The 24,777-nt window shown below is 68.8% G+C and carries 21 protein-coding genes; 11 read left to right on the top strand and 10 right to left on the bottom strand.

Going from position 1 to position 24,777, the window contains the following annotated elements; all coding sequences use genetic code 11:
* Positions 1-449: 449 nt before the first annotated feature.
* From ACTWQN_RS02300 to ACTWQN_RS02315, 4 genes are all read left to right on the top strand, one after another.
* Positions 450-1,841: a family 2B encapsulin nanocompartment shell protein gene (locus ACTWQN_RS02300; protein WP_443201608.1), complete on the top strand. Its 1,392-nt coding sequence runs from the start codon at positions 450-452 to the stop codon at positions 1,839-1,841.
* On the top strand, positions 1,841-2,902 hold the full coding sequence (locus ACTWQN_RS02305; RefSeq protein WP_443201609.1) for a family 2 encapsulin nanocompartment cargo protein terpene cyclase: 1,062 nt from the start codon (positions 1,841-1,843) through the stop codon (positions 2,900-2,902). The genes ACTWQN_RS02300 and ACTWQN_RS02305 overlap by 1 nt, the downstream gene beginning before the upstream one ends.
* A gap of 16 nt (positions 2,903-2,918) precedes the next feature.
* The gene (locus tag ACTWQN_RS02310; protein ID WP_443201610.1) at positions 2,919-3,764 is read left to right on the top strand and encodes a geranyl diphosphate 2-C-methyltransferase; all 846 of its coding nucleotides are present in this window, start codon (positions 2,919-2,921) and stop codon (positions 3,762-3,764) included.
* 113 nt (positions 3,765-3,877) lie between these two features.
* Positions 3,878-4,828 carry a 4-hydroxy-3-methylbut-2-enyl diphosphate reductase gene (locus tag ACTWQN_RS02315; RefSeq protein ID WP_443201611.1) on the top strand — a complete coding sequence of 317 codons (951 nt, stop codon included), beginning with the start codon at positions 3,878-3,880 and terminating at the stop codon, positions 4,826-4,828.
* Positions 4,829-4,882: 54 nt separating this feature from the next.
* On the opposite strand, the gene ACTWQN_RS02320 is transcribed toward ACTWQN_RS02315, so the two are convergent.
* The 6 genes from ACTWQN_RS02320 to ACTWQN_RS02345 form a co-directional block, all read right to left on the bottom strand.
* On the bottom strand, positions 4,883-5,701 hold the full coding sequence (locus ACTWQN_RS02320) for an IclR family transcriptional regulator (RefSeq protein ID WP_443201612.1): 819 nt from the start codon (positions 5,699-5,701) through the stop codon (positions 4,883-4,885).
* A gap of 137 nt (positions 5,702-5,838) precedes the next feature.
* Positions 5,839-6,849 (bottom strand): ABC transporter ATP-binding protein, encoded by a 1,011-nt coding sequence (locus tag ACTWQN_RS02325; protein WP_443201613.1) that lies wholly within the window; start codon positions 6,847-6,849, stop codon positions 5,839-5,841.
* A complete protein-coding gene (locus tag ACTWQN_RS02330; protein ID WP_443201614.1) occupies positions 6,842-7,834 on the bottom strand; it encodes an ABC transporter ATP-binding protein in 993 nt (330 codons plus the stop codon). The genes ACTWQN_RS02325 and ACTWQN_RS02330 overlap by 8 nt, the downstream gene beginning before the upstream one ends.
* Positions 7,831-8,802 carry an ABC transporter permease gene (locus ACTWQN_RS02335; protein WP_443201615.1) on the bottom strand — a complete coding sequence of 324 codons (972 nt, stop codon included), beginning with the start codon at positions 8,800-8,802 and terminating at the stop codon, positions 7,831-7,833. Before ACTWQN_RS02335 ends, ACTWQN_RS02330 begins: the two co-directional genes overlap by 4 nt.
* A 13-nt stretch (positions 8,803-8,815) precedes the next feature.
* On the bottom strand, positions 8,816-9,745 hold the full coding sequence (locus ACTWQN_RS02340; protein WP_443201616.1) for an ABC transporter permease: 930 nt from the start codon (positions 9,743-9,745) through the stop codon (positions 8,816-8,818).
* A complete protein-coding gene (locus tag ACTWQN_RS02345; protein WP_443201617.1) occupies positions 9,742-11,310 on the bottom strand; it encodes an ABC transporter substrate-binding protein in 1,569 nt (522 codons plus the stop codon). The genes ACTWQN_RS02340 and ACTWQN_RS02345 overlap by 4 nt, the downstream gene beginning before the upstream one ends.
* Before the next feature lie 220 nt (positions 11,311-11,530).
* Between ACTWQN_RS02345 and kdgD the strand changes: the two genes are divergently transcribed.
* Positions 11,531-12,457 carry a 5-dehydro-4-deoxyglucarate dehydratase gene (gene kdgD, locus ACTWQN_RS02350; RefSeq protein WP_443201618.1) on the top strand — a complete coding sequence of 309 codons (927 nt, stop codon included), beginning with the start codon at positions 11,531-11,533 and terminating at the stop codon, positions 12,455-12,457.
* A gap of 128 nt (positions 12,458-12,585) precedes the next feature.
* Here the strand turns inward: kdgD and ACTWQN_RS02355 are convergent, their stop codons facing one another.
* Both ACTWQN_RS02355 and ACTWQN_RS02360 read right to left on the bottom strand, forming a co-directional pair.
* A complete protein-coding gene (locus ACTWQN_RS02355; protein ID WP_443201619.1) occupies positions 12,586-13,860 on the bottom strand; it encodes a glucarate dehydratase family protein in 1,275 nt (424 codons plus the stop codon).
* A gap of 357 nt (positions 13,861-14,217) precedes the next feature.
* A complete protein-coding gene (locus tag ACTWQN_RS02360; RefSeq protein ID WP_443201620.1) occupies positions 14,218-15,057 on the bottom strand; it encodes an SAM-dependent methyltransferase in 840 nt (279 codons plus the stop codon).
* Between the two features lie 476 nt (positions 15,058-15,533).
* Here ACTWQN_RS02360 and ACTWQN_RS02365 point away from each other — a divergent pair, with 476 nt between their 5' ends.
* The 3 genes from ACTWQN_RS02365 to ACTWQN_RS02375 all read left to right on the top strand — a co-directional run bounded on the left by ACTWQN_RS02365 (position 15,534) and on the right by ACTWQN_RS02375 (position 17,737).
* Positions 15,534-16,571, top strand: a complete 1,038-nt coding sequence (locus tag ACTWQN_RS02365) for a hypothetical protein (RefSeq protein WP_443201621.1) — start codon at positions 15,534-15,536, stop codon at positions 16,569-16,571.
* Positions 16,572-16,949: 378 nt separating this feature from the next.
* Positions 16,950-17,408: a hypothetical protein gene (locus ACTWQN_RS02370; protein ID WP_443201622.1), complete on the top strand. Its 459-nt coding sequence runs from the start codon at positions 16,950-16,952 to the stop codon at positions 17,406-17,408.
* A 71-nt stretch (positions 17,409-17,479) separates the two neighbouring features.
* The gene (locus ACTWQN_RS02375; protein ID WP_443201623.1) at positions 17,480-17,737 is read left to right on the top strand and encodes a hypothetical protein; all 258 of its coding nucleotides are present in this window, start codon (positions 17,480-17,482) and stop codon (positions 17,735-17,737) included.
* 202 nt (positions 17,738-17,939) lie between these two features.
* On the opposite strand, the gene ACTWQN_RS02380 is transcribed toward ACTWQN_RS02375, so the two are convergent.
* Positions 17,940-19,469: an MFS transporter gene (locus ACTWQN_RS02380; RefSeq protein ID WP_443201624.1), complete on the bottom strand. Its 1,530-nt coding sequence runs from the start codon at positions 19,467-19,469 to the stop codon at positions 17,940-17,942.
* 24 nt (positions 19,470-19,493) lie between these two features.
* Here ACTWQN_RS02380 and ACTWQN_RS02385 point away from each other — a divergent pair, with 24 nt between their 5' ends.
* The 3 genes from ACTWQN_RS02385 to ACTWQN_RS02395 all read left to right on the top strand — a co-directional run bounded on the left by ACTWQN_RS02385 (position 19,494) and on the right by ACTWQN_RS02395 (position 23,440).
* Complete coding sequence (locus ACTWQN_RS02385; protein ID WP_443201625.1) at positions 19,494-19,955, top strand: MerR family transcriptional regulator; 462 nt, start codon at positions 19,494-19,496, stop codon at positions 19,953-19,955.
* Positions 19,956-20,411: 456 nt separating this feature from the next.
* The gene (locus tag ACTWQN_RS02390; RefSeq protein WP_443201626.1) at positions 20,412-22,244 is read left to right on the top strand and encodes a pectate lyase-like domain-containing protein; all 1,833 of its coding nucleotides are present in this window, start codon (positions 20,412-20,414) and stop codon (positions 22,242-22,244) included.
* 242 nt (positions 22,245-22,486) lie between these two features.
* Positions 22,487-23,440 (top strand): glycoside hydrolase family 64 protein, encoded by a 954-nt coding sequence (locus ACTWQN_RS02395; protein WP_443201627.1) that lies wholly within the window; start codon positions 22,487-22,489, stop codon positions 23,438-23,440.
* A 144-nt stretch (positions 23,441-23,584) separates the two neighbouring features.
* Here ACTWQN_RS02395 and ACTWQN_RS02400 read toward each other — a convergent pair whose 3' ends face one another.
* Entirely contained in the window at positions 23,585-24,631 is a 1,047-nt protein-coding gene (locus ACTWQN_RS02400; protein WP_443201628.1) for an LLM class flavin-dependent oxidoreductase, read from the bottom strand.
* Between the last annotated feature and the right edge of the window lie 146 nt (positions 24,632-24,777).

A 24,777-nucleotide genomic window follows, 5' to 3' on the forward strand; every position in this document is an offset into this window, starting at 1 on the left:
ATGAGTCGAGAAGATACGGAGGACGTTGCCACCGAGTATTGCGCGGGCGCCGCCTCCGCTGCCGCATCCGAGTGAATTTCACCCAGTGGTGGCCACCCTTTTGTCTGTACTGGCGCGGGAAATGCGCCCATAGACTCGGGCACCGAATCCGGTTGGAATTCCAGATCATCAGGCGGGAGAACATTTCATGACAGCGCAGCACGAGATCAAGCCTGTTGATCTGATATCTCCTACGCGGCAACAATTTCAGCATTCCCGAGAGGAGACCAGAAAATTCGCCATCGGGACTGTGCCAACGCGGTGAGGTCGCACATCCCGTGATGCGACGGTCCGTCCGGTCCGATGATCCCCGCACGACCCAGCACGAACGTCACGGGGGGTTTCGCCGGTCGAAGAAGCCCTGAAACTCACCCACCACGAGCGAGATCACCGACTGGGAGGTTCGTGACGTGTCGTCACCCGTTGCCGAAACGTTCTTGTCCCTGCAAACCGAAGCGGCGCGGCTGCTCGCGACCACGACGAAGACGCCGCCGCAGATGCAGTCCATCAGTTCCCGGAACCTGCTCAAACAACTCCCGTGGGTCACCGTCGCCAGTGGCACGTACCGGGTGAACCGGCGGCTTCAGATCAAGGTCGGCCGCGGCCGCGTGTCCTTCATCCAGGACGGCGCCGACGTCCGCATCGTTCCCCGCACGCTCACCGAACTGGCCGCGCTGCGGGGCTACACCGACACCGGTGTCCTGGAACGTCTCGCGGGCCTGTTCGTCGCCCGTCAGGTCACGCCCGGTGAGATCCTGGCGGAAGAAGGCCGCCCGATCCGGGAAGTGTTCGTCGTCGCGCATGGCCGCATCGAACGCCTCGCGACCGGCGAGTACGACACCGTCGATCACCTCGGCGTGATCACCGACGGGGACCAGGTCGGCGACGAAGCCATCGGAGCCAGCAACCCCACCTGGTCGACGACGCTGCGGTGCGCCACGGCGGGGACGATCATGGTCCTGAACTGGAACGCCCTGCTCGAACTCCTCAACAACGAAGCGACGCTGCGCACGCACCTGGTGGACTTCGCGCGGCGTCGCGCGCTGCCCCAGAACCGCCGAGGCGAAGCCGAAATCGCCATCTCCGCGGGCCACCAGGGCGAAGCCCCGATCCCCACGTCGTTCGTCGACTACGAACTCGTGCCGCGCGAGTACGAGCTGTCGTTGACCCAGACGGTCTTGCAGATCCACACCCGCGTCGCCGACCTCTACAACGACCCGATGGACCAGGTCGAACAACAGCTCCGGCTCACGGCGGAGGAGATCCGCGAGACCCAGGAGCACGAACTGCTGCACAACCCGGATTTCGGGCTGCTGCACAACACCTCCTACGACCAGCGCATCGCCACCCGCACCGGCCCACCGACACCCGACGACATGGACGACCTGCTGGCGATGCGCCGGTCGACGGACGCGTTCTTCGCACATCCGAAGGCGATCACATCGTTCCTGCGGGAATGCAACCGGCGCGGGCTGACGGTGGATGCGACCACGCTCGAAGACGGCTCCAAGGCCCTGGCCTGGCGAGGCATCCCGGTCTTCCCACTGGGCAAGATCGGCATCAACGACCGCAACGCCACGACGATCATCGCCATGCGGCGCGGCGAGCAGCGGCAGGGCGTGGTGGGTCTGCAACCGGCCGCGCTGCCGGACGAGGTGCAACCCGGTTTGAACGTGCGCTTCATGGGCATCACCGACCAGGCCATCCTGCGCTACCTGGTCACCGCGTACTACAGCGTCGCGCCCCTGGTCCCGGATGCGATCGGGCTGTTGGAGCACGTGGAGATCGGCCGGGAGTCCTGATGATCGAGCTCATCGGACACGAAACCCCCGTCCCCGCCCGGCAACCGCACACCGACGGCGCCCGGGGCACGAGCGCGTGCACGGCACCGGGGCGGCAGCGGACAACGACCATCCTGCACTGCCCGCCACCGCCGCCCGAACGCCCGCAAATCGCCGCGGAGATCAACGACCGACTCGCCGCCTGGCTCGGTGCGATCGGCCTGGGCAGCGCGGAGAACATCGCCGGTGTCTACGCGCACGACCCGGGCCGCGGCATCACGTTGTGCCACCCCGGTAGCGAGGACGTCGAGCGCATGACGGCGGCGGGGAAGATGATCGTGGCCGAGACCGCCGTGGACGACTACTTCTGCGAAACCAACAGCCACCGCGCTGCCGACGACCAGACGACCGGGCCGAACCTGTCGCTGGCGCAATCCGCGATCGACGCACCGTGCCTGACGTCGACCTACCAAGCGCGGTGGGAGAAGCACCGCGACAACTCCCCGGTGCTGCGCGCCCAGCACGACGCGTTCAACGACCTCAAGCAGATCAGCAGTCCAGCGCAGGCCCAGCGCATCCGCCACGACATCGCCCAGCTCTACCTGGGCTACAACGCCGAAAACGGGTGGCGCACGATCAACCGGCTGCCGCCCGCCTGGCAGTACCTCGCCAACCGGCAGATGAACTCGTTCCGCCCCTGCCTCACCCTCACCGACGTCCTCGACGGCTACGAAATCCCGGCGGAGAGCTACGCCCACCCGCTGGTGCAGGACTGCACCGCGCGGGCGGCGCTGATCGCCACCCTGCACAACGACCTGGCCTCCTGCGAGCGGGAGATCCGCGAGCACGGCCTGCCGTTCAACCTCCCGGCCGTGCTCGCCGCCGAGGAGCGCATCCCGCTCGACGAGGCGTTCATCAAGGCGTGCGATGTCCACAACGAGCTGATCCAAGCGCTCGAAGAGGACACCGAACGCGCCGCGGCCGCACTCCCGGATCCAACGGTCGCCCGCTACCTGCTCGGACTGTGGTCCTGGATAGCGGGAAGCCGCCACTGGCACTTCACCACCGCACGCCACACCTGACGAAGGGACCAGGACCATGGCCGAGTCAACCCACCCGACCACCGCCACCATCAGCGTCTACCAGGGAAGCGTCGCGGACTACTGGAACCGGGAGGCCAACCCCGTCAACCTCGAACTCGGCAAGGTCGACGGCTACTTCCACCACCACTACGGCATCGGCGACCCCGACTGGTCGGTCACCGACGGCGACCCCGAACGCATCACCGAGGAACTGCATCGCTTGGAAACCCTGCAGGCCGAACTCCTGCTCGACCACTTGGGACAGATCGATCCCGACCAGCGGGTCATGGACGCCGGATGCGGACGCGGTGGCTCCAGCTTCATGGCGCACGACCGGTTCGGCTGCGCGGTGGACGGCATCTCGATCTCGCGCAAGCAGGTCGACTTCGCCAACGCCCAAGCCCGCCAGCGCGAAGTCGCCGACAAGGTCGCGTTCCACCAGATCAACATGCTCGACACCGGGTTCGAAACCGCCAGCATGCAGGCGATCTGGAACAACGAGTCCACCATGTACACCGATCTGTTCGACCTCTTCACCGAACACGCCCGACTGCTGGCGCGCGGCGGGCGGTACGTGACGATCACCGGCTGCTACAACGATGTTTACGGCCTGCCCTCCCGCGCGGTCTCCAAGATCAACGCGCACTACATCTGCGACATCCACCCCCGCTCCGGCTACTTCCGCGCGATGGCCGCGAACCGGCTGGTGCCCCGCGCCGTGGTGGACCTGACCGACGCGACCCTGCCCTACTGGTACCTGCGCGCCAAATCCCCACTGGCGACGGGGATCGAGGAGACGTTCATCGAGGCCTACACCGCCGGTAGCTTCCAATACCTGCTCATCGCCGCCGACCGCGTGTAGGCCAGCGCGGTGGACCTGGACGAAATTCGTGCGGAGGTCAACGCCACCCGCACTCGACACCGACCCGCCGATGCGCCGCGCGCCATCGGAAACCGAGCAGTGGAGCGTGACCGATGAGCAAACGGGTGCTACTCGCCGCCCCGCGCGGCAGCTGCGCCGGAGTTGACCGCGCCATCGAAACCGTCGAGAACGCCCTCGCGCTGTGGGGTCCGCCGGTATACGTGCGGCATCAGATCGTGCACAACACGCACGTGATCGCCGCACTCGAAGCCAGGGGCGCCGTCTTCGTCGACGACCTCGCGGCGGCGCCGGAGGGGGCTCGGATCATCTTCTCCGCGCACGGCGTGTCGCCCGAAGTGCACACCGCCGCCGCCTCCCGACGGCTGGAGGTGATCGACGCGACGTGCCCGCTGGTGACCAAGGTGCACAAGGAGGCCATCCGGTTCGCCGACGACGGGTTCACCATCCTGTTGATCGGGCACGCGGGCCATCAGGAGATCGTCGGCATCATGGGCGAGGCGCCCGAGTCGATCCGCCTCATCGAAACCGAACGAGATGCCGCCGCGGTTCGGGTGCCCGACCCGGAACGCGTGGTGTGGCTGTGCCAAACCACTCTCGCGGTCAGCGACGCGATGGAGATCGTCGGTGTCCTCCGGCGCCGCTTCCCCAACATCGCGGATCCGCCATCGGACGACATCTGCTTCGCCACCCAGAACCGGCAGAACGCCATCAGGGACATCGCAGCGGACTGCGACGTGGTGCTCGTGGTCGGCTCGGCCAACTCCTCCAACTCCAGGCGCCTCGTCGAAGTCGCCGCGGCCGCCGGGGCTGGTGCCGCGCACCTCGTCGACGGCGCGACCGAACTCGACCCGACCTGGCTGGACGGGGCGGAAACGGTCGGGGTGACCTCCGGAGCGTCCGTCCCGGAGATCCTGGTCGCCGACCTCATCGACCGACTGGCCGCGCTCGGCTTCGATCAGGTCCAGGCGCTGGAGGGCGTCCCCGAACCGGGGCGCTTCGCCGTCCCGCGCGCTGTCCGCGCCACCAGCCTTCCCGGGGCTTGAACCGCCCGTCTTTGATCTGGTGAAGCGACGGAGCGCGAGTTCGGAGACAGGCGCTCAGACCCAACCGCCGGTGCTGTGCAGCGGGCCGACGACTCGTTCGATCCGGTCCGCGACCTGGCGCAGCGCCTCGATGACTTCGAGCTGGCGTTGGTCGGTCAACCGGGCGATCGGGATGGAGGCGCTGATGGCGTCCGTCGGCGTGTCCGCGTAGCGGAGGGCGACGGCGAAGCAGCGCAGGCCGACGGTGTTCTCCTCGTTGTCCACGGCATAACCGCGCTCGCGGGTGGTGGCCAGGTCGGCGTCGAGCGCGACGCGGTCGGTGAGGGTGTGCGGGGTGAGCGGGGTGAGCTCATCGGGGATGTGCGCGTCCCGGTCCGCGCCCTCCCGGCTCGCGAGGAGGACCTTGCCCAGCGCGGTGCTGTAGGCGGGCAACCGGCGCCCGACCCGGCTGTAGGGCCGGAGGTACTGGCTCGACTCCTTGGTGGCCAGGTACACGACGTCGTGGCCGTCGAGGCGGCCGAAGTGGAAGGTCTCGTCGAGCTGCTCGCGCAGCTCGTCGAGGTACGGCGCGATCAGCGGCAGGTACGGGTCGGTGTCCAGGTAGCTCGTCCCGGCCAGCAGCGCGCGTATCCCGATGCCGTAGAAGGTTCCGGTGGTGTCCGCGCGGACCCAGCCGTATTTGGCGAGCGTGCGCAGCAGCGCGTGCAGGCTGCTGCGGGGGACGCCGAGCGCCTCGCTGAGCTCGCGGAGCCGCGCCGGACGGTTCTGCCGTGCGGCCAGGAACTCCAGAACCTCCACGGTCCGGGCCGCGGACTTGACCTCGCGGACCCCGCTGTCCGATCCGTCGAGCGCCTGGGCCGACTGTGCTGCCATGCGTCCCCCTTTCCGGATCACAGGGTAGCCATTCTGCTGGATGGCCGTCCACATGCGCGGATGGGTGCCTCATCCGCGCTGCCGCATCGACATCAGCTGCGATCGGCGCGGCTGGGTCCGGCCGGACGCGGCCGTGCTCAGGCCCGCGCGGCCGGAACGCCAGCCGACGCCTCCGGATCGGCGACCAGCGGGTGGTGGCACTCGGCGCCGTGCCCACCGCCATCGAGGCGCAGCGGCGGCGCCTCGGCCGCGCACACCTCCGTCGCCTTCCAGCAGCGCGTCCGGAACCGGCAGCCCGACGGCGGGTTCAGCGGCGACGGGATCTCCCCGTCGAGCACGATCCGCACCGGCTTGCCGTCCCGGTCCAACGACGGCGCCGCCGACATCAGCGCCGCGGTGTAGGGATGCCGGGGCCGGTTGAAGACCTCTTCGGTCGTGCCCGACTCCACGATCCGGCCCAGGTACATCACCACCACCCGGTCGGCGACGTGCCGGACCACCGACAGGTCGTGCGAGATGAACACGTAGGACACGCCCAGCTCCTGCTGCAATTCGGCGAGCAGGTTGAGCACCTGGGCCTGCACCGACAGATCCAGCGCGGACACCGGCTCGTCGCACACCACGACGTCGGGGTCCAGGGCGAGCGCCCGGGCGATCCCCAGGCGCTGCCGCTGCCCGCCGGAGAACTCCTGCGGGTACCGGTCGGCGTCGCCGGGCCGCAGCCCGACCAGCTCCAACAGTTCGCGCACCCGCGCTGCGCGCTCCCGCGAGGTCCGGTACATGCCGCGGTGCGTGCGCCACGGCTCGGCGATGATCTCGCCAGCGGTCATCCGGGCGTTGAGCGAGTCGTACGGGTCCTGGAACACCATCTGCACCCGGCGCCGCCAGTCGAGCAGTTCCTTGCCGGACAACGTGAACGGGTCGGTCCCGCCGAACCGGACGGTCCCCGAATCGGGGCGATCCAGCATCAGCAGGGTCCGAGCCAGCGTCGACTTGCCGCAGCCGGATTCGCCGACCAGGCCTAGGGTTTCGCCGCGGCGGAGGTCGAAGCTCACGCCGTCGAGAGCACGCAGCCGACCGGTGCGGCGGCCGCTGCGCACCGCGAAGGTCTTGGCGAGGTCGCGGACCTCGACCAGCGGATCAGGCACCGGACACCTCCGAGGAGTAGAAGCAGGCGGCAGCCCGGCCCGCCCCGGTCTCCACCAGCGGCGGCCGGGACTGCCGACAGCGGTCGCGCACCAGCGGACACCGGTCCTGGTACACGCAACCGGCCGGGATCGCCGCGAGTTCGGGCGGGGCGCCGCCGATGGAGCGCAGCGGTTCGCCCGGCCGGACGTGCTCGGGGACCGAGTCGAGCAGCCCCTTGCTGTAGGGGTGGCGCGGGTCGGCGAAGACGTCGTCGACCGGACCGGTCTCCACCACGTTGCCCGCGTACATGATCACGACCCGATCCGCTTCCTCGGCGACCAGCGCGAGGTCGTGGGTGATCAGCACGACCGCCATCCGGTGCTCCTCGCGAAGTTCCTTGAGCAGCTTCATGATCTGCGCCTGGACGGTCACGTCGAGGGCGGTGGTCGGCTCGTCGGCGAGCAGCACGGTGGGGCTCAACGCCACGGCCATCGCGATCAGCAGGCGCTGCCGCATGCCACCGGAGAACTGGTGCGGGTAGGAGTCCACCCGGGTCTCCGGCTCGGGGATGCCGACGCGGGCCATCAGCGCGATGGCCCGCTTGCGGGCGTCCTTGCGGGACAGGCCGCGGTGGATGCGGAAGGGCTCGGCGAGTTGCGTCCCGACCGGGTAGACGGGGTTGAGCGCGGTCAGGGCGTCCTGGAAGACGATCGCGATGTCCGGCCCGGCCATGGCGCGGCGGGTCCGCTCGTCGGCGGCGACGAGGTCGGTGCCGTCGACCCGGACCGCGCCACCGGTCACGTTCGCGACCGGCTCCAGCAGTCCGACGGCCGCCCGGGCCGTCATCGACTTGCCGCAGCCGGACTCGCCGAGCAGGGCGAGGGTTTCCCCGCGCCGCGCGCTGAAGCTGACGGCGTCGACGGCGCGCACGGTGCCCGCCGGGGTGCGGATGTCCACGGTGAGCCCGTCGACCTCCAGCACCGTTTCGGTGACGGTTTCGGTCACGCTGGCACCCCCTTCGGGCTGCGGGGCTTGCGGGCCGCCGGGCTGGTCAGCCGCCAGCGCTGCGCCGGGTCGGTCGCCAGCCGGACCCAGGCGGAGAGCACAGTCGCGGACACGGTGGTGATCACGATCGCGAGGCCGGGGAAGAACGACAGCCACCACGCGGTGCGCAGGTAGGTGCGGCCTTCCGCGACCATCAGGCCCCAGCTGACCTGCGGCGGCTGGATCCCGATGCCCAGGAACGACAGCGAGGACTCGGCGAGCGTGACGTAGCAGAAGTCCAGGGTCGCGACCGTCAGCAGGGTGGGCAGGATGATCGGGAACACGTGGCGGCGGATGATCGCGCCGCTGGGCGTGCCGAACGTGCGCGCCGCGTCGACGAAGCCGCGCCGCTGCAACTCGGCGGACTCGGCGCGGGCGGTGCGCAGGAACACCGGGATCCGGGTGATCGTCAGGACCAGCACGATCGTCGCGATGCTCGGGTCGAAGACGTAGAGCACGACGACCGCGAGCAGCAGCGACGGGAAGCTCATGATCACGTCCGCGATCCGCATCGCGAACGTCTCGCGGCGCCCGCGGTGGAAGCCCGCCCACATCCCGATCGCCGACCCGATGATCAGCGCCAGCAACACGGTCGGCAGCGCGATGGCGAAGGTGGTGGCGCTGGCGACGACCAGCCTGGCGAGCACGCTGCGACCCAACGGGTCCGTGCCGAGCAGGCCGAGCCAGCCGAGCTCGAAGCTCAGCGGTGGCCGCCGGGCGAGCGAGAGGTCCTGGCGCCGCGCCGCGCCGCCGAGCAGCCAGGGCCCGAGCACGGCGCACAGCGCGGCCAGCACCAGCACGCCCGCCGACACCGCGGCGACCCGGTCGGCCAGCAGCAACCGGCTCAAGCGCGGGGTGCCGCGGTTCGGGGTGGGTGGTCCGGAAGCGGGGGTGGGCGGCGTCTCCGGCGCCCGTTCGGTGTTGGTCATCCGGGGGGCTCCTCTACACCGGGGTGAAGTCGCGGACGCGTGGGTCGAGCAGGGCGTAGCCGATGTCGATGACGATGTTGAGCGCGAAGATCGTCACCGCCGTGAGCAGTACCGCGGCCTGCAGGACCGCGAAGTCCCGCTCCAGGATGGAGTCGATCATCAGCTTGCCGATGCCGGGCCAGCCGAAGATCGTCTCGACGATCACCGCGCCGTTGACCAGCGACACCGCCAGGTCACCGGCCACGGTCAGGGCGGGGGCCGCGGCGTTGCGCAGGGCGTGGTGGGTCACGACCCGACGGCTGCCCGCCCCCTTGCTGCGGGCCAGCCGGACGTACGGGGCGGACAGCGCGGACACCATGGCCCCGCGCACCACCTGGGTGAGCACGCCGAGCGGGCGGATCATCAGCACCAGGATCGGCAGGATCCAGGACAGCACGCCGTTGTCCACACCGGAGGTCGGCAGGATGCCGAGCACCACGGCGAAGATCCACACGCCGGTGACCGCGATCCAGAAGTCCGGCACGCTCGCCGCCGTCATCGACAGGAACGACGACACCCGGTCGGCGGGCGAGTTCGGCCGGTAGGCCGCCCAGCTGCCGACGACGACCGCGCCGAGCACGGCCAGCGCCACGGTGACGACGGCCAGTTCCAGGGTGTGCGGGAAGGCCCGCAGCGCCATCTCGGCGGCGGGTTCGTCGGTGCGCAGCGAGGTGCCGAAGTCCAGGTGCAGCACACCCCACAGGTAGTCGAGCAGCTGCTTCCAGACCGGTTGGTCCAGGCCGTGGGCCGCCGCGAACTCGGCCCGCTGGGCCGGGGTGGCCGACTCCGGCAGGTACAACGAGGTCGGGTCGCCGGTGAGCCGGGCCAGCAGGAAAACGCCCAGCAGCACGGCGAGCAGGGGGATTGCGCTGCTCACCACCCGCTTGCGGAGGAAGGTGATCATTTGGTGGTCCTCGGCGTCATCTCGGCCAGCCGCATCTCGTCGCCGGTCGCCGAGTTCGGCGTGTAGTCCACCGAGGGCGAGCGGGCGAGGATGCCGCGCATGTGGGCGATGTAGGCGTACTGGGCGATTTCGCGGGGCTCGTCGACGAAGACCTTCGCCAGGGCTGCCTGGCGGGCATCGCCGGTGAGCGCCTCGGCGGCGTTGATCTCGCGGTCGAAGTCGGGCGTGCCGTACGAGCTCTGGAAACCCTCGCTCTTCAGGTACTGGTCCATGCTGAACGCGGCGTCCCCGGCCTGGTTGCCGTGCTGGATCACCAGCAGGATCGGCCCGGTGTTCGCGGGGAAGGGCCGTTGCTGGTAGGTGAGCGCCTCGGACGTGTCCATCATCTGGATCTGGACGTTCAACCCGGCCAGATCCAGCTGGTACGCGATGGCCTGCACCACCTGCTCGATGCGCGGGAACAGCCCGGTGCGGGTGATCAGCCGGATCGGCGTGGTGGTGTCCACACCGTCGGCGCGGGCGGCGGCGACCAGCGCCCGCGCCCGATCCACGTCGAACCCGACCGGTGTCAGGTCCGGGTCGTGGCCGATCACGCCCTCGGGCACCAGTTGGGCGGCAGGTTGGCCGTCTCCGTTGAGCAGCGCCGAAATGATCCCGTTCCGGTCGATCGCCAGCCCGATGGCCTGGCGGACCCGGACGTCGTTGAGCGGCGGCTCGGTGGCCTGGATGCGCAACGCCGTCGTCTCGTTGTTGGGGTACGAGACCGCCAGGTCACCGGCGCCGTCCTCGGGTCCGAGTCCGGTCGAGATGTCGGCTTCGCCGTTGACGACCATCGCCGCGCGGACGCTGGAGTCCGAGCGCCACTGGTACTCGGCGTGGGCGTAGGCGGGCGGCGTGCCCCAGTAGTCGGGGTTTCGCTCCAGGTTCAGCCGGGTTCCGGCGTCCCAGCTCGCGACGCGGTACGGACCGGTCCCGATCGGGACGCGCACCTTGCCCGCCGCGTTGGTGCTCGTCGGCACCATCTCCACGAAGGACACCCGCAGCGGGAGGATCGGGTCGGGTTCGGGCGTGGACACCGTGAGCGTGGTCGGATCCGGCGCGGCGACCTGCAGCTCGGTGTCGCCGAAGACGTAGCCGTCGACGTTGCAGCCGAACGAGCCGTTGACCGCGCGATTGATCGAGGAGGCGGCCGCCGCGGCGTCGAACGGGGTGCCGTCGGAGAACCGGACTCCCTCGCGGATGTGGAAGGTCCAGGTGGTGGGGGTGGTTTGGACCCAGGAGGTGGCCAGCAGCGGTTCCAGGGCGCCGGTGGTGGGGTTCCGCTCCATGAGCGGCTGGGTGATGTTGGACCGGACGACGACACCGGTCGCGGTCAGCGAGGCGTCGCAGGGCTCCAGCGTGGGCGGCTCCTCGGGCAGCACGATCCGAACGGTGTCGGCGGGGTCGGTGCCCGCGGCGGAACCGGAGCACCCGGCCGCGGCCAGGCAGAGCACGGCAGCGAGCGCTGCGAGCACCGGCGTGCCCGCCCTCGGACGCGGCGCGGCTCTCCGTCGGGCAGAAGTCATCGTTGGTCCTCCGCGCACGGGGCAGGAAAAGCAAAAGACTGTCCACGTATGCAGACAGTGCGTGAATACGTGGACGTACGGTAAAAGCGGCAACAGCAGCCGTCAAGACCGTACACATATGAAGATAGTGTTCTCATTCTTGACGATCGGCTGTTAACGTGAGCCCACCCGGTGAACCCATGGCCGGAACCGATGCCCCACAACGAGGAGTCGTACCGCAATGACCAGCGTGAAGACCCGCTTCTCCCCTGCCGAGCTGCGCACCGCGCTCGGCTCTGGACTGCTCTCCTTCCCGGTCACCCACTGCACCCCGGAGTTCGAGTTCGACGAGGCCGCGTATCGCCAGCACGTCGAGTGGCTCGGCGGGTTCTCCGCTTCCGGACTGTTCGCGGCTGGCGGCACCGGCGAATTCTTCTCCCTCACCGTCGCGGAGGTCGCGCGCATCGTCCGCGCCACCGTCGAATCCGCGCCGGACGGGGTGCCCGTGGTGGCGCCCGCCGGATACGGCACCGCGACCGCGGTCGAGATGGCCCGCTCCGCCGAGGAGTTGGGCGCCGACGGCGTGTTCCTGCTGCCGCCCTACCTCACCGAGGTCGACCAGGAGGGCTTGTACCGGCACGTCGCCGCCGTCTGCCGGGCGACCTCGCTGGGCGTCACCGTCTACCACCGGGCCAACGCGCGGTTCACCGCGGCGACGGTGGACCGGCTCGTCGCCGAGTTCGACAACCTGATCGGGTTCAAGGACGGGATCTGCGACATCGACCTGCTCGCCCGGCTGCACGCCACGCACGGCGAGCGCCTGCTCTTCGTCGGCGGCCTGCCCACGGCCGAGACCTACGCCCTGCCGTACCTGGAGTTGGGCGCGACCACCTACTCGTCGGCGATCTTCAACTTCGCCCCGGCCTGGGCGAGCGCGTTCTACGCCTCGGTCCGGGCGCGCGACCGCGCGGACGTGTACGCGCGGCTGTCCGAGTTCGTGTTGCCGTACCTGGAGATCCGCAACCAGCGGGCGGGCTACGCGGTGTCGATCGTCAAGGCGGGCATGCGGGCCGCCGCTCGCCCGGCCGGGCCGGTCCGGCCGCCGCTGACCGACCTGACCGAGACCGAACTGGCCGCCCTGACCGAACTCGTCGAGAAGGTGATCTGAGCGCCTGTCCTCGACCTCGTCTCGCGTGCCGCTTCGGGTGGCCGAGTTGGTGCCGACTGACCGGCCCGGGATCCCGCCGCGGAAACCGCGCCTCCCGCGCGGGAGGCGCCGGTCGGACGTCGCTCAGCTCACCAGCGGGGCTTCGTCAGCTCGTAGGTCGGATCGATGCGCTTCATGTAGCCGGTGTCGTCCCGGTTGCGGATCCCGCTGCGCAGGTACTGCTCGTGCAGCGCACCCAGCTTGTCCCGGTCGAGTTCCACCCCGAGCCCCGGCGCCGTCGGAACCGCGACGGCTCCTTCGGTGAAGGTGAGCACGCCTGGTTTCACGACGTCCTCCCCCGGGTCCTTCCACGGCCAGTGCGTGTCGCAGGCGTAGGTGAGGTTCGGAGTGGCCGCGGCGAGGTGCGTCATCGCGGCCAAGCTGATCCCCAGGTGGCTGTTGGAGTGCATCGACAGGCCCATCCCGAAGGTCTCGCAGATCCCGGCGAGCAGCTTCGAGCGCTGCAACCCACCCCAGAAGTGGTGGTCGGAGAGCACGACCCGCACCGCGTTCTGCCGGATGCCCGGCTCCAGATCGGCGAAGCTCACCACGCACATGTTGGTGGCCAGCGGCATCGGCACCTGGCGCGCCACCGCCGCCATGCCCTCGATACCGGTGGTCGGGTCCTCCAGGTATTCGAGGATCCCGTCGAGCTCCTGGCCGACCCGGATCGACGTCGCCACGGTCCACGCGCCGTTCGGGTCCAGCCGCAGCGGACGGCCGGGGAACGCCTCGGCCAGCGCTTTGATCGCGGCGATCTCCTCGTCCGGCGGGAAGACCCCGCCCTTGAGCTTGATGGCGGAGAAGCCGTAGTCCGCGATCATGCGCTTCGCCTGCGCGACGACGCCGTCGGGGTCCAGCGCGGCGCCCCAGGCGTCCGGCTCGGCATCCGGGTGGCCCGCCCACTTGTAGAACAGGTAGGCCGAGTAGTCGACCTCGTCCCGGACCGCGCCGCCGAGCAGCGCGCTGACCGGCAGCCCGGCTGCCTTGCCCTGCACGTCCAGGCACGCGACCTCGAACGGCGAGAGGACGGCGTCGGCGGTGCTGGAGTTGGTGACCATGCCAGCCATCCCGTGCCCGCCGGTCGCGGTGTCGCCGTCGAGGGAAGTCCGCACCTGATGGGCGAGGCCGTTGAGGTCCCACACGTCCGTGCCGGTGACCAACTCGGCGGCGCGGCGGAGGCGGTTGAGGTGCTCGGCGTCGCCGTAGGTCTCGCCGAGGCCGGTCAGGCCCTCGTCCGTGCGAATCTCGACGATCGCGCGGATGGCGAACAGCTCGTGCACGCCGACCGCGTTGAGCAGGGGCAGGTCTTTGAACGCCACCGGGGTGATCTCAACGGCGGCGATCCGTTGGCTGCTGGGCACGACAGCTCTCCTCGTTCTCCTGGAATGGTTGGACAGGATGGCTCCGGCGGTGTCGTCGGCGTCCGAAGAGGACGGCGTTGCTGCCACAGCGGTCGGACCCCGCCCACGAACTCCGGCGCGACGGTGAGGTCCGCGCTGGTAGGCGATCAGCCACCCTCCGCTCGTCTTCATATGACTTGGCTCGTCGAATCATCGGTCGTGGTCCGCGAACCAGGACCGCTGCCGCCGAGCGTTGAGTTCGATCCGCTGGCCGCACCCGAATCGTCGAGCTGCCAGTGCTGCGGCCGGAAGATCGCCATCAGGCCGCGAGAGACCTCCCGGGCACGTGGTCCGACGCCGGTCGCCTCGCCAGGAGACCTACGGCTTTCTCCCCACTCCGCCGAGGATCAGGCGCTCGATCAGCGAGGTTTCCCGCATCTGCGGGCCGTTCGGCCACCAGTCGTGCAACTCCACGAGCCCCGGCTCCAGGAGTTCCAAACCATCGAAGAACTGCGAGATCTCCGCGCGCGTGCGGTACCGGCCGGTGCCCATGCTGGATTCCCGCCAGCGCAGTTCCAGTTCGCGGGCCAGGTCGTGGCCTGCGGGGTGCTCATCTGCGGGATCCCACCAGTGGGTCAGGGCGACGTAGGATCCGGCGGGCAATGCGTCGATGTAGTGGCGCATGACCGCAGCCGGGTCCGCATCGTCATCGACGTGGTGCAGCGTGGCGCACTGGATCAGCGCGAACGGCCGGTGGAAGTCCAGGTGGTCCGTCACCCCGGGCGAGGCGAGCAGGTCCGCTGGCCGGGTCAGATCTGCTGTCACGAAGTGCGTGTGATCGTTTTCCTCCAGCAGCGCCCGGCCGTGCACGGCGACGATCGGATCGTTGTCGACGTAGACCACGGTCGCGCCGGGGTTGCGGTGCTGTGCCGTCTGGTGGGTGTTCTCCGCGGTGGGCAGCCCCGAGCCCACATCCAGGAGCTGGTCGATCCCCGCGTTTCCCACCAGGTAGTTGATCACTCGGATGAGCCAACCGCGAATCGCGGTGGCGACCTTCTCACCCTCGGGGGCGATCGCCATGATCGCCTCGTAGACCTCGCGGTCGACCTCGTAATTGTCCTTGCCCCCGAGGAACTTGTCGTAGACGCGAGCGATGCTGGCCCTGGTCAGATCGATCGGTGGCGGCGCCGCCTGGCCCTTGTTCGACGGTAACGTCACGACATGCTCCTCGATCATGGTCGGCTCAGTCCATCGCGCTCGCCGCAGCGACGCCCGACACCATAATCACCAAGCGAAACACTGCCAACGGCAGGCAGGTGGGCCAGTGGAAATACGTTGTTGCTCTTGGCAATCGAGCTGAACCCGGAGCGGCCGGTGACCTCAACCGCAGCCCACATCCATCAAGACCCGGCCTCCGGCGCCGAGCGGCCGAATGATTTCGTACCCGAATAGACCAATCCCCCGGCACAACCACACGGCTCCCGACTTCGCTTCGCGGTGCTGTCGATTGCGGGTGGCCTCGTGCGCCGTAGTTGGTGAGGGTGTCGCCACCGATGCCCGAGCGCAGGTACCGGCGGAGGAAATGGCAGTCGTCTCGGCCGCCGGAGGCGTGATTCCCGTTGCGGGACAACCTCTGCGGTCTCTCGCGCGTCTGATTGTGGACAGGATTGGCTACCGAGGGAGAACGAGCGTTGATGCGGACGGCGAGTGCGCGGTTCCGGCTGGTCAGCGGTGTTGGCGGTGCGGTCGTGGTGGTGACGGCAGCGGCGGGGATCTCGTGGGCTCAGCCGGGCGGTCCACCGATGGCAGCGGCACTCCAGTGCGCGGTCCACGAGTTGCCCCTGCCGAACGGTCACAGCGCTGGAACGGTGCGGGGGGCCTCGCCGGACGGGGTGTCGTTGGTCGGGGCCTCGAACGACGGCGGTTCCGGTGGCGCGGCCGTGATCTGGCGCGACGGCGAGGTCGCGGAGATCGTCGAAGGCGCGCCCGGAGCCTTGGTCGACGTGAACAGCAGCGGCGTCGCGGTCGGGGATTCCGTCGATGACCAGCAAAACCACCACCCGTGGATTCACCAGGGCGGTGAAGTCCGCGAATTGACCGGCGAGGGAACGCCGTGGGCCGTCGGCGAAGACGAGCGGATCGTCGGGAGCAGGCTCAAGCCCACCCCGAACGGTCCGCCGGTCGCCGTGCCCGCGGTGTGGGAGCCGGGCGCGAACGATCCGGTCGATCTGCCCATGCCAGGCGAGCAAACCGGGCGGGCGAGCGACATTTCCGCCGACGGCACCATCGTCGGCACCGTCGCGCAGGACGCCTACGTGTGGCGTCCGGATGGCACCCACGGTCCGTTGAAGCGCCCGGACGGCATTCCCGCAGCGGAGGGTGTTTCCGCCAGCAGGATCGGCGGTCCGTGGGTGGTCGGTTGGACGATGTCCGCGGGCGTGGTGCGTTGGAACCTGGACACCGGCACCGTCGAGGCGGTTCCGGGACTGCAGGCCGCCGAATCCGCCAACCAGGCCATCAACGACGGCGGCGCCGTCCTCGCCAAGAACGGGTACGACGCGGTCGCGGTGGCCGATGGCGTGTTGACGACGTTGCCCGCGCTCAGCGGTGACCGGCCGATGAGCTACCCGTCCTCGATCAGCCCGGATGGCCGAATGGCCGCGGGCACCGCCCAATCCAACAGGAACCCGAGCCCGGTAACCGAACGGCCGGTCTACTGGACCTGTTCCTGACCTGGCCCAGAAGTCCGAGACGCGAAAAGCGACCGACCAGCAGCCCGAACGGCTCGTCTCCTCGATGGGAAGGCGAGCCGTTCGGGCTGAATCTCTTGACAGCAAAACCAGCGACGCGAATCCGCTGACCAAATCCGTCGGGATGCGGCGCTGAGCGGGTGCGATTCAGCGCGATCCGCTAAACGAAGGTTTCGGGATTGCCCCACCCGGCAGATGGGGTTAGCGCTACGTCGGTGCGGGGGACCCCACTCGACGAATCCGGGGGAATTCTCCATCGGCACCGGGGGACTCTTCGAGCACCTTTTGGGGCGGCAGTTGAACAAAGGCCGTCAGCCAGGACGATGCTCGCGGCCTTCGATAGCAAATCGAGTGAGCACCATGAGCTTTGACATCGCGAAGAAATTCCTCAGCGCGACGGTGGCGATTTCCACGTGCGCGCTGGCTCCGGCCACCGCGCTGGCCGCGACCGGTCCGGAACTACCGGCGTCCACAGTGCACAGCACTACCTACCGCGCCAGCGCAGCAGATCCGGACACCGGCTCCGGTGCGGCAACCCACGGTGACGGCACCAGCGAATCCACATCTACTGACGACACCAGCGGGACCACACCCACTGACAGAACCGGCGAAACCACATCCACTGACAGCTCCAGTGAGACCACACCCACCGACGACCCCGGCGACGGCGCGCCGGAGAGTGGGACCGGCGGCGACGGTTTGGGCTCCGGCTCAACCGGGCCTGACATCGATCCGGGGTTCAAACAGCCCGACGCGAGCTCGGCTGAAACCGACGGCACCAACCCGAGCTCTCCTCGGCAGGACAGCCTCTTGAGCTGACAGGTCATATCGGCAAGTACCCGGCATATGCCGTAGCAGGCGCCTACTCGATCGCCTACATCACCGGGGCGGTGTACTTCGTGATCATTCCGAGCTATATCGCCGACGGGGTCAGCGAAGCCGCGAGCTGGATCGGTGATCAGGCCGATTCGGCGTGGGATTGGCTCAGCGATGGCTTTGGTGGCCTCTTCGGAGGCAGCTACGTCCCCACTGCCGGAGATGCGCTGACCGGAGTCGGAGGCGCGGTAGCGGACGCGGGAGAGGCAATCGTGGACGGGGCCGGAGATGCCCTGGACGCAGTCGAGGACAACATGCCCTGGAACTGGTAATCGCCGTTTCGGCTCCTAACAGATCCGGTCGCGGGAAAGCTGGGCTGCGGGAGGGCGCACTTCCGGCAGCCCAACTTTTCGCGAGGTTGACAGGGGCTTCGCAAGTCCACAGTGGAGCATTTAGGCAGCTGGATCGATCGCCCGGCGGACAACGCAGATCGCTTCGACCAGCTCGCCGACGTCTCGGATCGCCGCGAACAGATCAACCCGAGACCGGTCCGCTGTGTCGACTCAGGTCGCTGCGCGGCTCGTCGCGTGCCGCGTCCGCACGATCGGGACCGTCCGCCGCGCCACCGTCGAACAGGGCGGCCGCGCGCGCGGCGCTGCCCAGCGCCCAGCTCCCGGTGCTGAGCAGTCCCAGGACCAGGATGCCGACGCCGAGTCCGCACACCAGCCACCACACGCCCCGCTCGGCGCTGGTGAACGCCATCCCACCGCTGGCCAGGGCCGATCCCACGATCGTTCCGGCGATCGCGACGCCCAGGGTGGTACCGGTCTGCCGACCGGCGGAGGCCAACGAGGCGGCCACCCCGGCCATCGAGCGCGGCATCCCGGCGACCGCCGTGTTGGTGATCGGCGGGTTCACGGTGCCCAGGAAGATGCCGAACAGCAGGTAGATCGCGAGCACGACCGGCAGCGGAGTGGCCGGTCCGAGCCAGCTCGACGCGGCGCCGCCCAGCGCCAACGCGCCCCCGGCGACCACCAGCGGCAGTCGAGGACCGTGCGAGCCGATCAGCCGACCGGTGAACGGGGAGAGCACCACGACCAGCACCCCGACCGGGAGCAGGCACAACCCGGCCGCTAGCGCGGCCATGCCGCGCACGTCCTGCAGGTATTGGGTGGTCACGAACAGGAACGCGCTGAACCCGCACAGGCCGAATAGCGCCATCAGGATCGCCGCGCTGAACGGCACGCTGCGGAACAGCCGCAGCTCCAGCAGCGGGTCGACGCGGCGCGGCTCGTAGCCGAGGACGCCCAGCACGCTGAGCACGGCGACGGCGAGCAGACCGAGGATGACCGGCGAGGTCCAGCCGAACGACTTGGACTCGATGATCGCGTAGACGACGCTGCTCATGGCCAGGATCACCAGCGTCTGGCCCACCGGGTCGAACCGGCGCGCCCGCGCGGCGCGGGACTCGGGCACGAACAGCGCGGTGCACACGATCGCGGCAGCCACGATCGGCACGTTGATCCAGAAGATGGCGCGCCAGCCGAAGCCGTCGACCAGGGCGCCGCCGAGGATCGGCCCCAGCGACAGCGACAGGCCGGACATCGAGCCGAACACGCCGATGGCCCTGGCTCGCTCGGCGGGGGCGGGGAACGTGGTGGCGACGATCGCCATCGCCACCGGATTGAGCATCGTGCCACCGACGGCCTGCAACGCACGCGCCGCGATCAACCAACCGATGCTCGGCGCCAGGCCGCACAGCAGCGAGCCGAGCCCGAAGGCGGCGAGGCCGACCTGGAAGACGCGTCGACGGCCGACCCGGTCGGCGGTCGACCCGGCCAGCACCAGGAAGCTGGCCAGCACCAGGGTGTAGGCGTCGACCGTCCACTGCAGGCCGGACACCGAGGCGTGCAGGTCGCGGCGAATCGTCGGCAGCGCGACGTTGACGATGGAGATGTCCATCACCACGACGACCACGCTGGCGCAGCAGATCGCGAGCACCAGGAGTCGGCGGCGTCGGCTGAGCTCGCCGATCGTGGTCTTCGGCGGCATTGAAGCAATCATGACCGCGACGCTATGTTTTAGAGCGTGCTCGAAGTCAAGCCGCAGCCAGAACCCACGCCTGCCAGCCCCCAGGCTGGCCTGAGCATCGCCGAGGCCGCCCGCCGCACCGGGGTCAGCGTGCACACCCTGCGCTACTACGAACGCGCTGGGCTGGTCGTCACCACCATCGACCGCACCACCAGCGGTCGGCGGCGCTACCACCAGCTCGACCTGGAGTGGATCACCGTCTGCACCAGGCTGCGGGCCACCGGCATGCCCATCAAGACCATCCGGCGCTACGCCCAACTCGTATCCGCCGGGCGCGGCAACGAGCAGGAACGGCTCGCCCTCATGGAGGCCCACCGCGCGGAGGTGACCGCCAAGATCGCTGAGCTGCGGGAAAACCTGGAGCTCATCGACCACAAGATCGACGTCTACCAGGGCCGCCTCGCCGCTGGCGACGCCGACCAGCTGTGGGCGCCGAACCGCCGAGCGGATGCTCGCTGAGCAACCGCAGCACAGCACTGATGTGAAAACCCCGGCGCGCCGTTGAGAACCCGATATAGCTCACAGCGGGGCCGCGCCCAGCCCGCACGTTCCATCCACTTTGGACAGCTGGCAGGCGGCACGCAGATCGGGGTCGGGCAGTGCGTGGTCATGAGTGAAAATTCCGGTTCTTACCAGAAAAACCCACTCACGAGCCCCAGGACCACGAACTCCGATCTGCGCGGCTTCAAAACAGGGAACGTCCCTGAAATCGCCGCCGCGACGCGATGAATCGCGCAAAGCGCTGCGGGGACGGGAAATCCGTGGAAAACGGCAACCCAACGCTGCCCGGACAGCTCCGACTCCGTCGCCGTCCGCACCCCTTCCGCACGGCTCTTGATCGGTCTAGGGTGCCCGCCAAGAGCGCTCTCACGCCTTTTTGTCCGTCTCAGGCTCCGCCTGGAGGTGCTTCTTGCCATGAATCCCGTCCCACAACGCCGTGGACGACGACGCCGATCACCGTGGCTCGCCGGTTTGGCCACGCTCGCCGTCGTTTCCGCCGTCGCGCCGAGTGCTGCGGCCGTCTCCGGCACGAACACGGCGCACGACGACAGCCGCGCACCGGCGGCCTGCGCGGGCTCCGACACACCGGATTTCGGCCCGAACGTGCGCATCTTCGATCCGAGCATGTCGCCGGAGAGCATCCAGGCGCAGCTGGACGCCGACTTCAACGCGCAGAAGGACACCCAGACCGACCAGTTCGCCGAGGATCGGGTGGCACAGCTGTTCAAACCGGGGAGCTACCAGAGCACGGTCAACGTCGGCTACTACACCTCGGTGGCCGGTCTCGGCCTCAACCCCGGTGACGTCACCATCAACGGCGACGTCACGGTCGACGCGTTCAACGAGTCCGATCAGGGCAACGCGACGCAGAACTTCTGGCGGTCGGCGGAGAACCTCGCCATCAACCCCAGCAGCGGCACCAACCGCTGGGCGGTGTCGCAGGCCGCGCCGTTCCGCCGCATCGACGTGCACGGCGGCCTCGCGCTCCACCCGGCCAGCTACGGCTGGGCCAGCGGCGGCTACATCGCCGACACCAGGGTCGAGGGCCAGACCGAGTCGGGTTCCCAGCAGCAGTGGTACACCAGGGATTCCAGCTACGGGAGCTGGTCGGGCGCGGTCTGGAACATGGTGTTCTCCGGTGTTTCCGGCGCACCGGCCACCAGCTTCCCGACCCCGCCGGTGACCACATTGGACACCACACCGGTGTCCCGGGACGTGCCGTACCTGTACGTCGACGCCGAAGGCAAGTACCAGGTGTTCAAGCCGGACCTGCGCACTGGCGCCACCGGACCGAGCTGGGCGTCCGGCAGCACCCCTGGCACCTCGGTGCCGATGAGCCAGTTCTACGTGGCGAAGCCCGGCGACACCGCGGAGACCATCAACAACGCGCTGTCCCAGGGCTGCAACCTGTTCTTCACGCCCGGGGTCTACCACCTCGACCAGACGATCCAGGTCTCCAATCCCGACACCGTCGTCCTAGGCATCGGCTACCCGACCCTGATCCTGGCGAACGGGGTGACCGCCATGCAGGTCGCCGACGTGGACGGCGTCCGGCTCAAGGGCCTGCTGTTCGACGCGGGCACGACCAATTCGCCCACCCTGCTGACCGTCGGGGAGGAGGGCTCCTCGGCCGAGCACGCCGCGAATCCGACCACCGTGCAGGACGTGTTCTTCCGCGTCGGCGGTTCGATCGCGGGCAAGGCGACGACGAGCATGGTCGTCAACAGCAACAACACGATCCTCGACCACATCTGGGCCTGGCGCGGTGATCATGGCAACGCGGGCACGGTCGGTTGGACGGTCAACACCGGCGACACCGGCGTGATCGTGAATGGCGACGACGTGCTGGCCACCGGCCTGTTCGTGGAGCACTACCAGAAGTACCAGGTGATCTGGAACGGCCAGCGCGGCAAGACGATCTTCTTCCAGAACGAGATGCCCTACGACGTGCCGGACCAGCCGTCCTGGATGAACCCCAACGGCGTGAACGGGTACGCCGCATACCAGGTCGGCCCGGACGTCACCGCGCACGAAGCGTGGGGTCTGGGCAGCTACAACTACTTCAACGTCAACCCGTCGGTCAACAGCTACCACGCGTTCGAGGTGCCGGACACCCCGGATGTGCGGTTCCACAGCCTGCTGACCGTGTCGCTGAACGAGCAGGGCAGCATCACCCACGTCATCAACGACACCGGCGCGACTACACCACCCGGAACCCAACCGTCCAATGTGGTCACTTATCCGTAAGGTGGCCGAGCAGTACCGGATTCGAGCAGGGCTTCGGCCTTGCTCGGATCCATCATTTCGGCGCGACGATACCGCCCGTCCCCGGCAAATCCGATTCACTCGCCAGTGCTGGCGAAAAGGCATGTGGCGAGAAGGGGACAGCCGCCGAGCATCCGGTTGACTTCGCGGCCGTTTCGCACGACGCTCGCTTTGAGAGCGCTTTCCCCAGTCCCGCAGGGATTCCCCGATTTCGGAGAGCGATCATGCCCACAACCGCACTGCCGCGGCGTTGGCGCCGCGGCACCCTCAGCCTGCTCACCGCTGCACTGCTGGCGGCCGGTTCCGTCACCGCCCTGTCGGCACAAGCCGCCGACGGACGAGGGTCGGCCCCGCCGCCGGAGGAGTTCTGGGGCGACACCACGAACATCCCACCCGCGCAGAACGTGCTCATGGTGAAGGTGCTCAACCGCACCAACGGCAAGTACCCGGACGACCAGGTGTACTGGACCTTCAACGGCGAGACCCACTCCATCGCCGAGCAGCCCTACCTGGACATGCCGGCGAACTCGGCCGGGCGGATGTACTTCCACCTGGGCTCGCCGGACAGCCAGTACTCCGACTTCATCGAGTTCACCGTCGGGCCGTCGACGTTCAACGGCAACACCACGCGAGTCGACGCGTTCGGGCTCAAACTCGCGATGCGGCTGCGCGCCCACGACGGCTTCGACGCGCAGTTCGGCGAGGACTACGAGACGTTCCAGGAGGACCGGGAGGCCACCTTCCAGAAATTCCGCGACGAGGTACCGGAGGAGTTCAAACAACTGGCGGATGTGGAGGCCCCGTACCGCATTCCCGCGCCGGGCAGCGCGCCCGCGTTCCAGGAAGGCGGCCAGTACGCCAACTACTTCACCGACTACGCGAACTCCGTCGGCGTGAACGAAACGACGCAGAACATCTTCGGCTGCGCCGGATCACTGGCGGGCGACCCGCAGATGTGCGCGGGGCTGAACCGGCACGTCGCCGAGTTGTCACCGGAGCAGCAGTTGGACCCGGCGAACTTCTACCAGTCCGCGCCTGCCAACTACTACGCAAAGTTCTGGCACGACCACAACATCAACAACCTCTCGTACGGTTTCCCGTACGACGACGTGGCCGACCAGGCGTCGTACGTCTCGCGCGAGAACCCGCAGTGGCTGCTGGTCGCAGTCGGCTGGTGACAGCCCGGGGCATGCCTTCGCCGCACGCGAGGGCATGCCCCGACGCTGACCTCTCGATCACGGCCGCGTTTCCGCTCCAACTGACCAGTCAGTCCGCACAGCGGTGCAGCGGCATGTTCAACGGCGACGGCCGGGTTCCGACTACTACCGCGCTCCTGACTTGGCTGCTGCTGTGCGGACGGCCGGTGCGACCTGGTCGGTGAAGGCCCGCAGGCTGTGGAGCGCCTCGTCGAAGGTCATGTCCCCGAAGAACGCCGACATCTCGAAGTAATTCGCGCCTGATGTTTCGACCTGGTGCACGACCTGGTCCCGCACCGAATCCGCGGTCCCGACGCACGCAGCGCCGCTGGCGAGGGCGGGTTCGGTCGCGAACGCCCTGTCGAACCGGTGGTCGCCGTTGCGGTGCCACAGATGCGTGATGCGCTCGCAGAACATGTCGTTGGCGCGCCCGAAGATGTCCCGCGCTCGCTCCTCGCTGGAGGCGATCACCACGCTGCCCGAGATGCCAGCACGCGGTGCCGTGACGTGGCCGCCCAGCCGGTCTTCCGCGAGCCGATGCGCCTCCCAAGCGTCCCAGTAGGTGCGCAGGGTGTCAGCGATCGTGCCACCGTTCCACCGCCCGACGAAGTTGATGGCGTTGCGTCCCGCCCATTGCGCGGTCGCGGAGTTGCTCGACGCGTACCACAACGGCGGGTACGGGCGCTGCACCGGAAGCACGGACAACTCGGCGTCGTAGGAACGCAGCAGCTGACCTTCATGACGCATGCGCCCGGTGCGCAGCGCGGTGGTCACCGCCTCCAGGGCCTCGGCGTAGATCGGCTTGGCCTGCGCCATGTCGATCCCGAAGATCGCCAGCTCGTACGGACTCACCCCCGACCCGACGCCGAAGTCGATCCGCCCACCGGTGAGCTGGTCGAGGACGGCGATTTCCTCGGCGAGGCGGAACGGGTCGTAGCTGGGCAGCACGTTGACCAGGGCGCCGATGCGCATGCGGCTGGTCCGCTGGCTCAGCGCCGCGAGGAACAGGTTCGGCGAAGGGCATACCGACAGCGGCGTGCCGTGGTGTTCGGTCACGTGGTAATGCTCGATTCCGAGCCGTTCGGCCTCGGTCGCGAACCGCAACCTGTCGTCGAGCACCTCACCGGGCGTGGTCTGGCCGAGGTCGAACGAATCGAAAATTCCGAACTCCATGGCCACCGCGCTCCTCTCGGATCAGGCGCCGGACACCCGGGCCAGGCATCCAGGGTGGCAACCGCTCCGGGATTCCTCGATCTCCGCTTTCCGCTACCCGGAAGCCGTCGTGTAAGCGCGTGGCCAGCGATGCCGCCTCGTCGAGA

The organism is Saccharopolyspora antiqui (assembly GCF_052246905.1).
Lineage (GTDB): Bacteria > Actinomycetota > Actinomycetes > Mycobacteriales > Pseudonocardiaceae > Saccharopolyspora.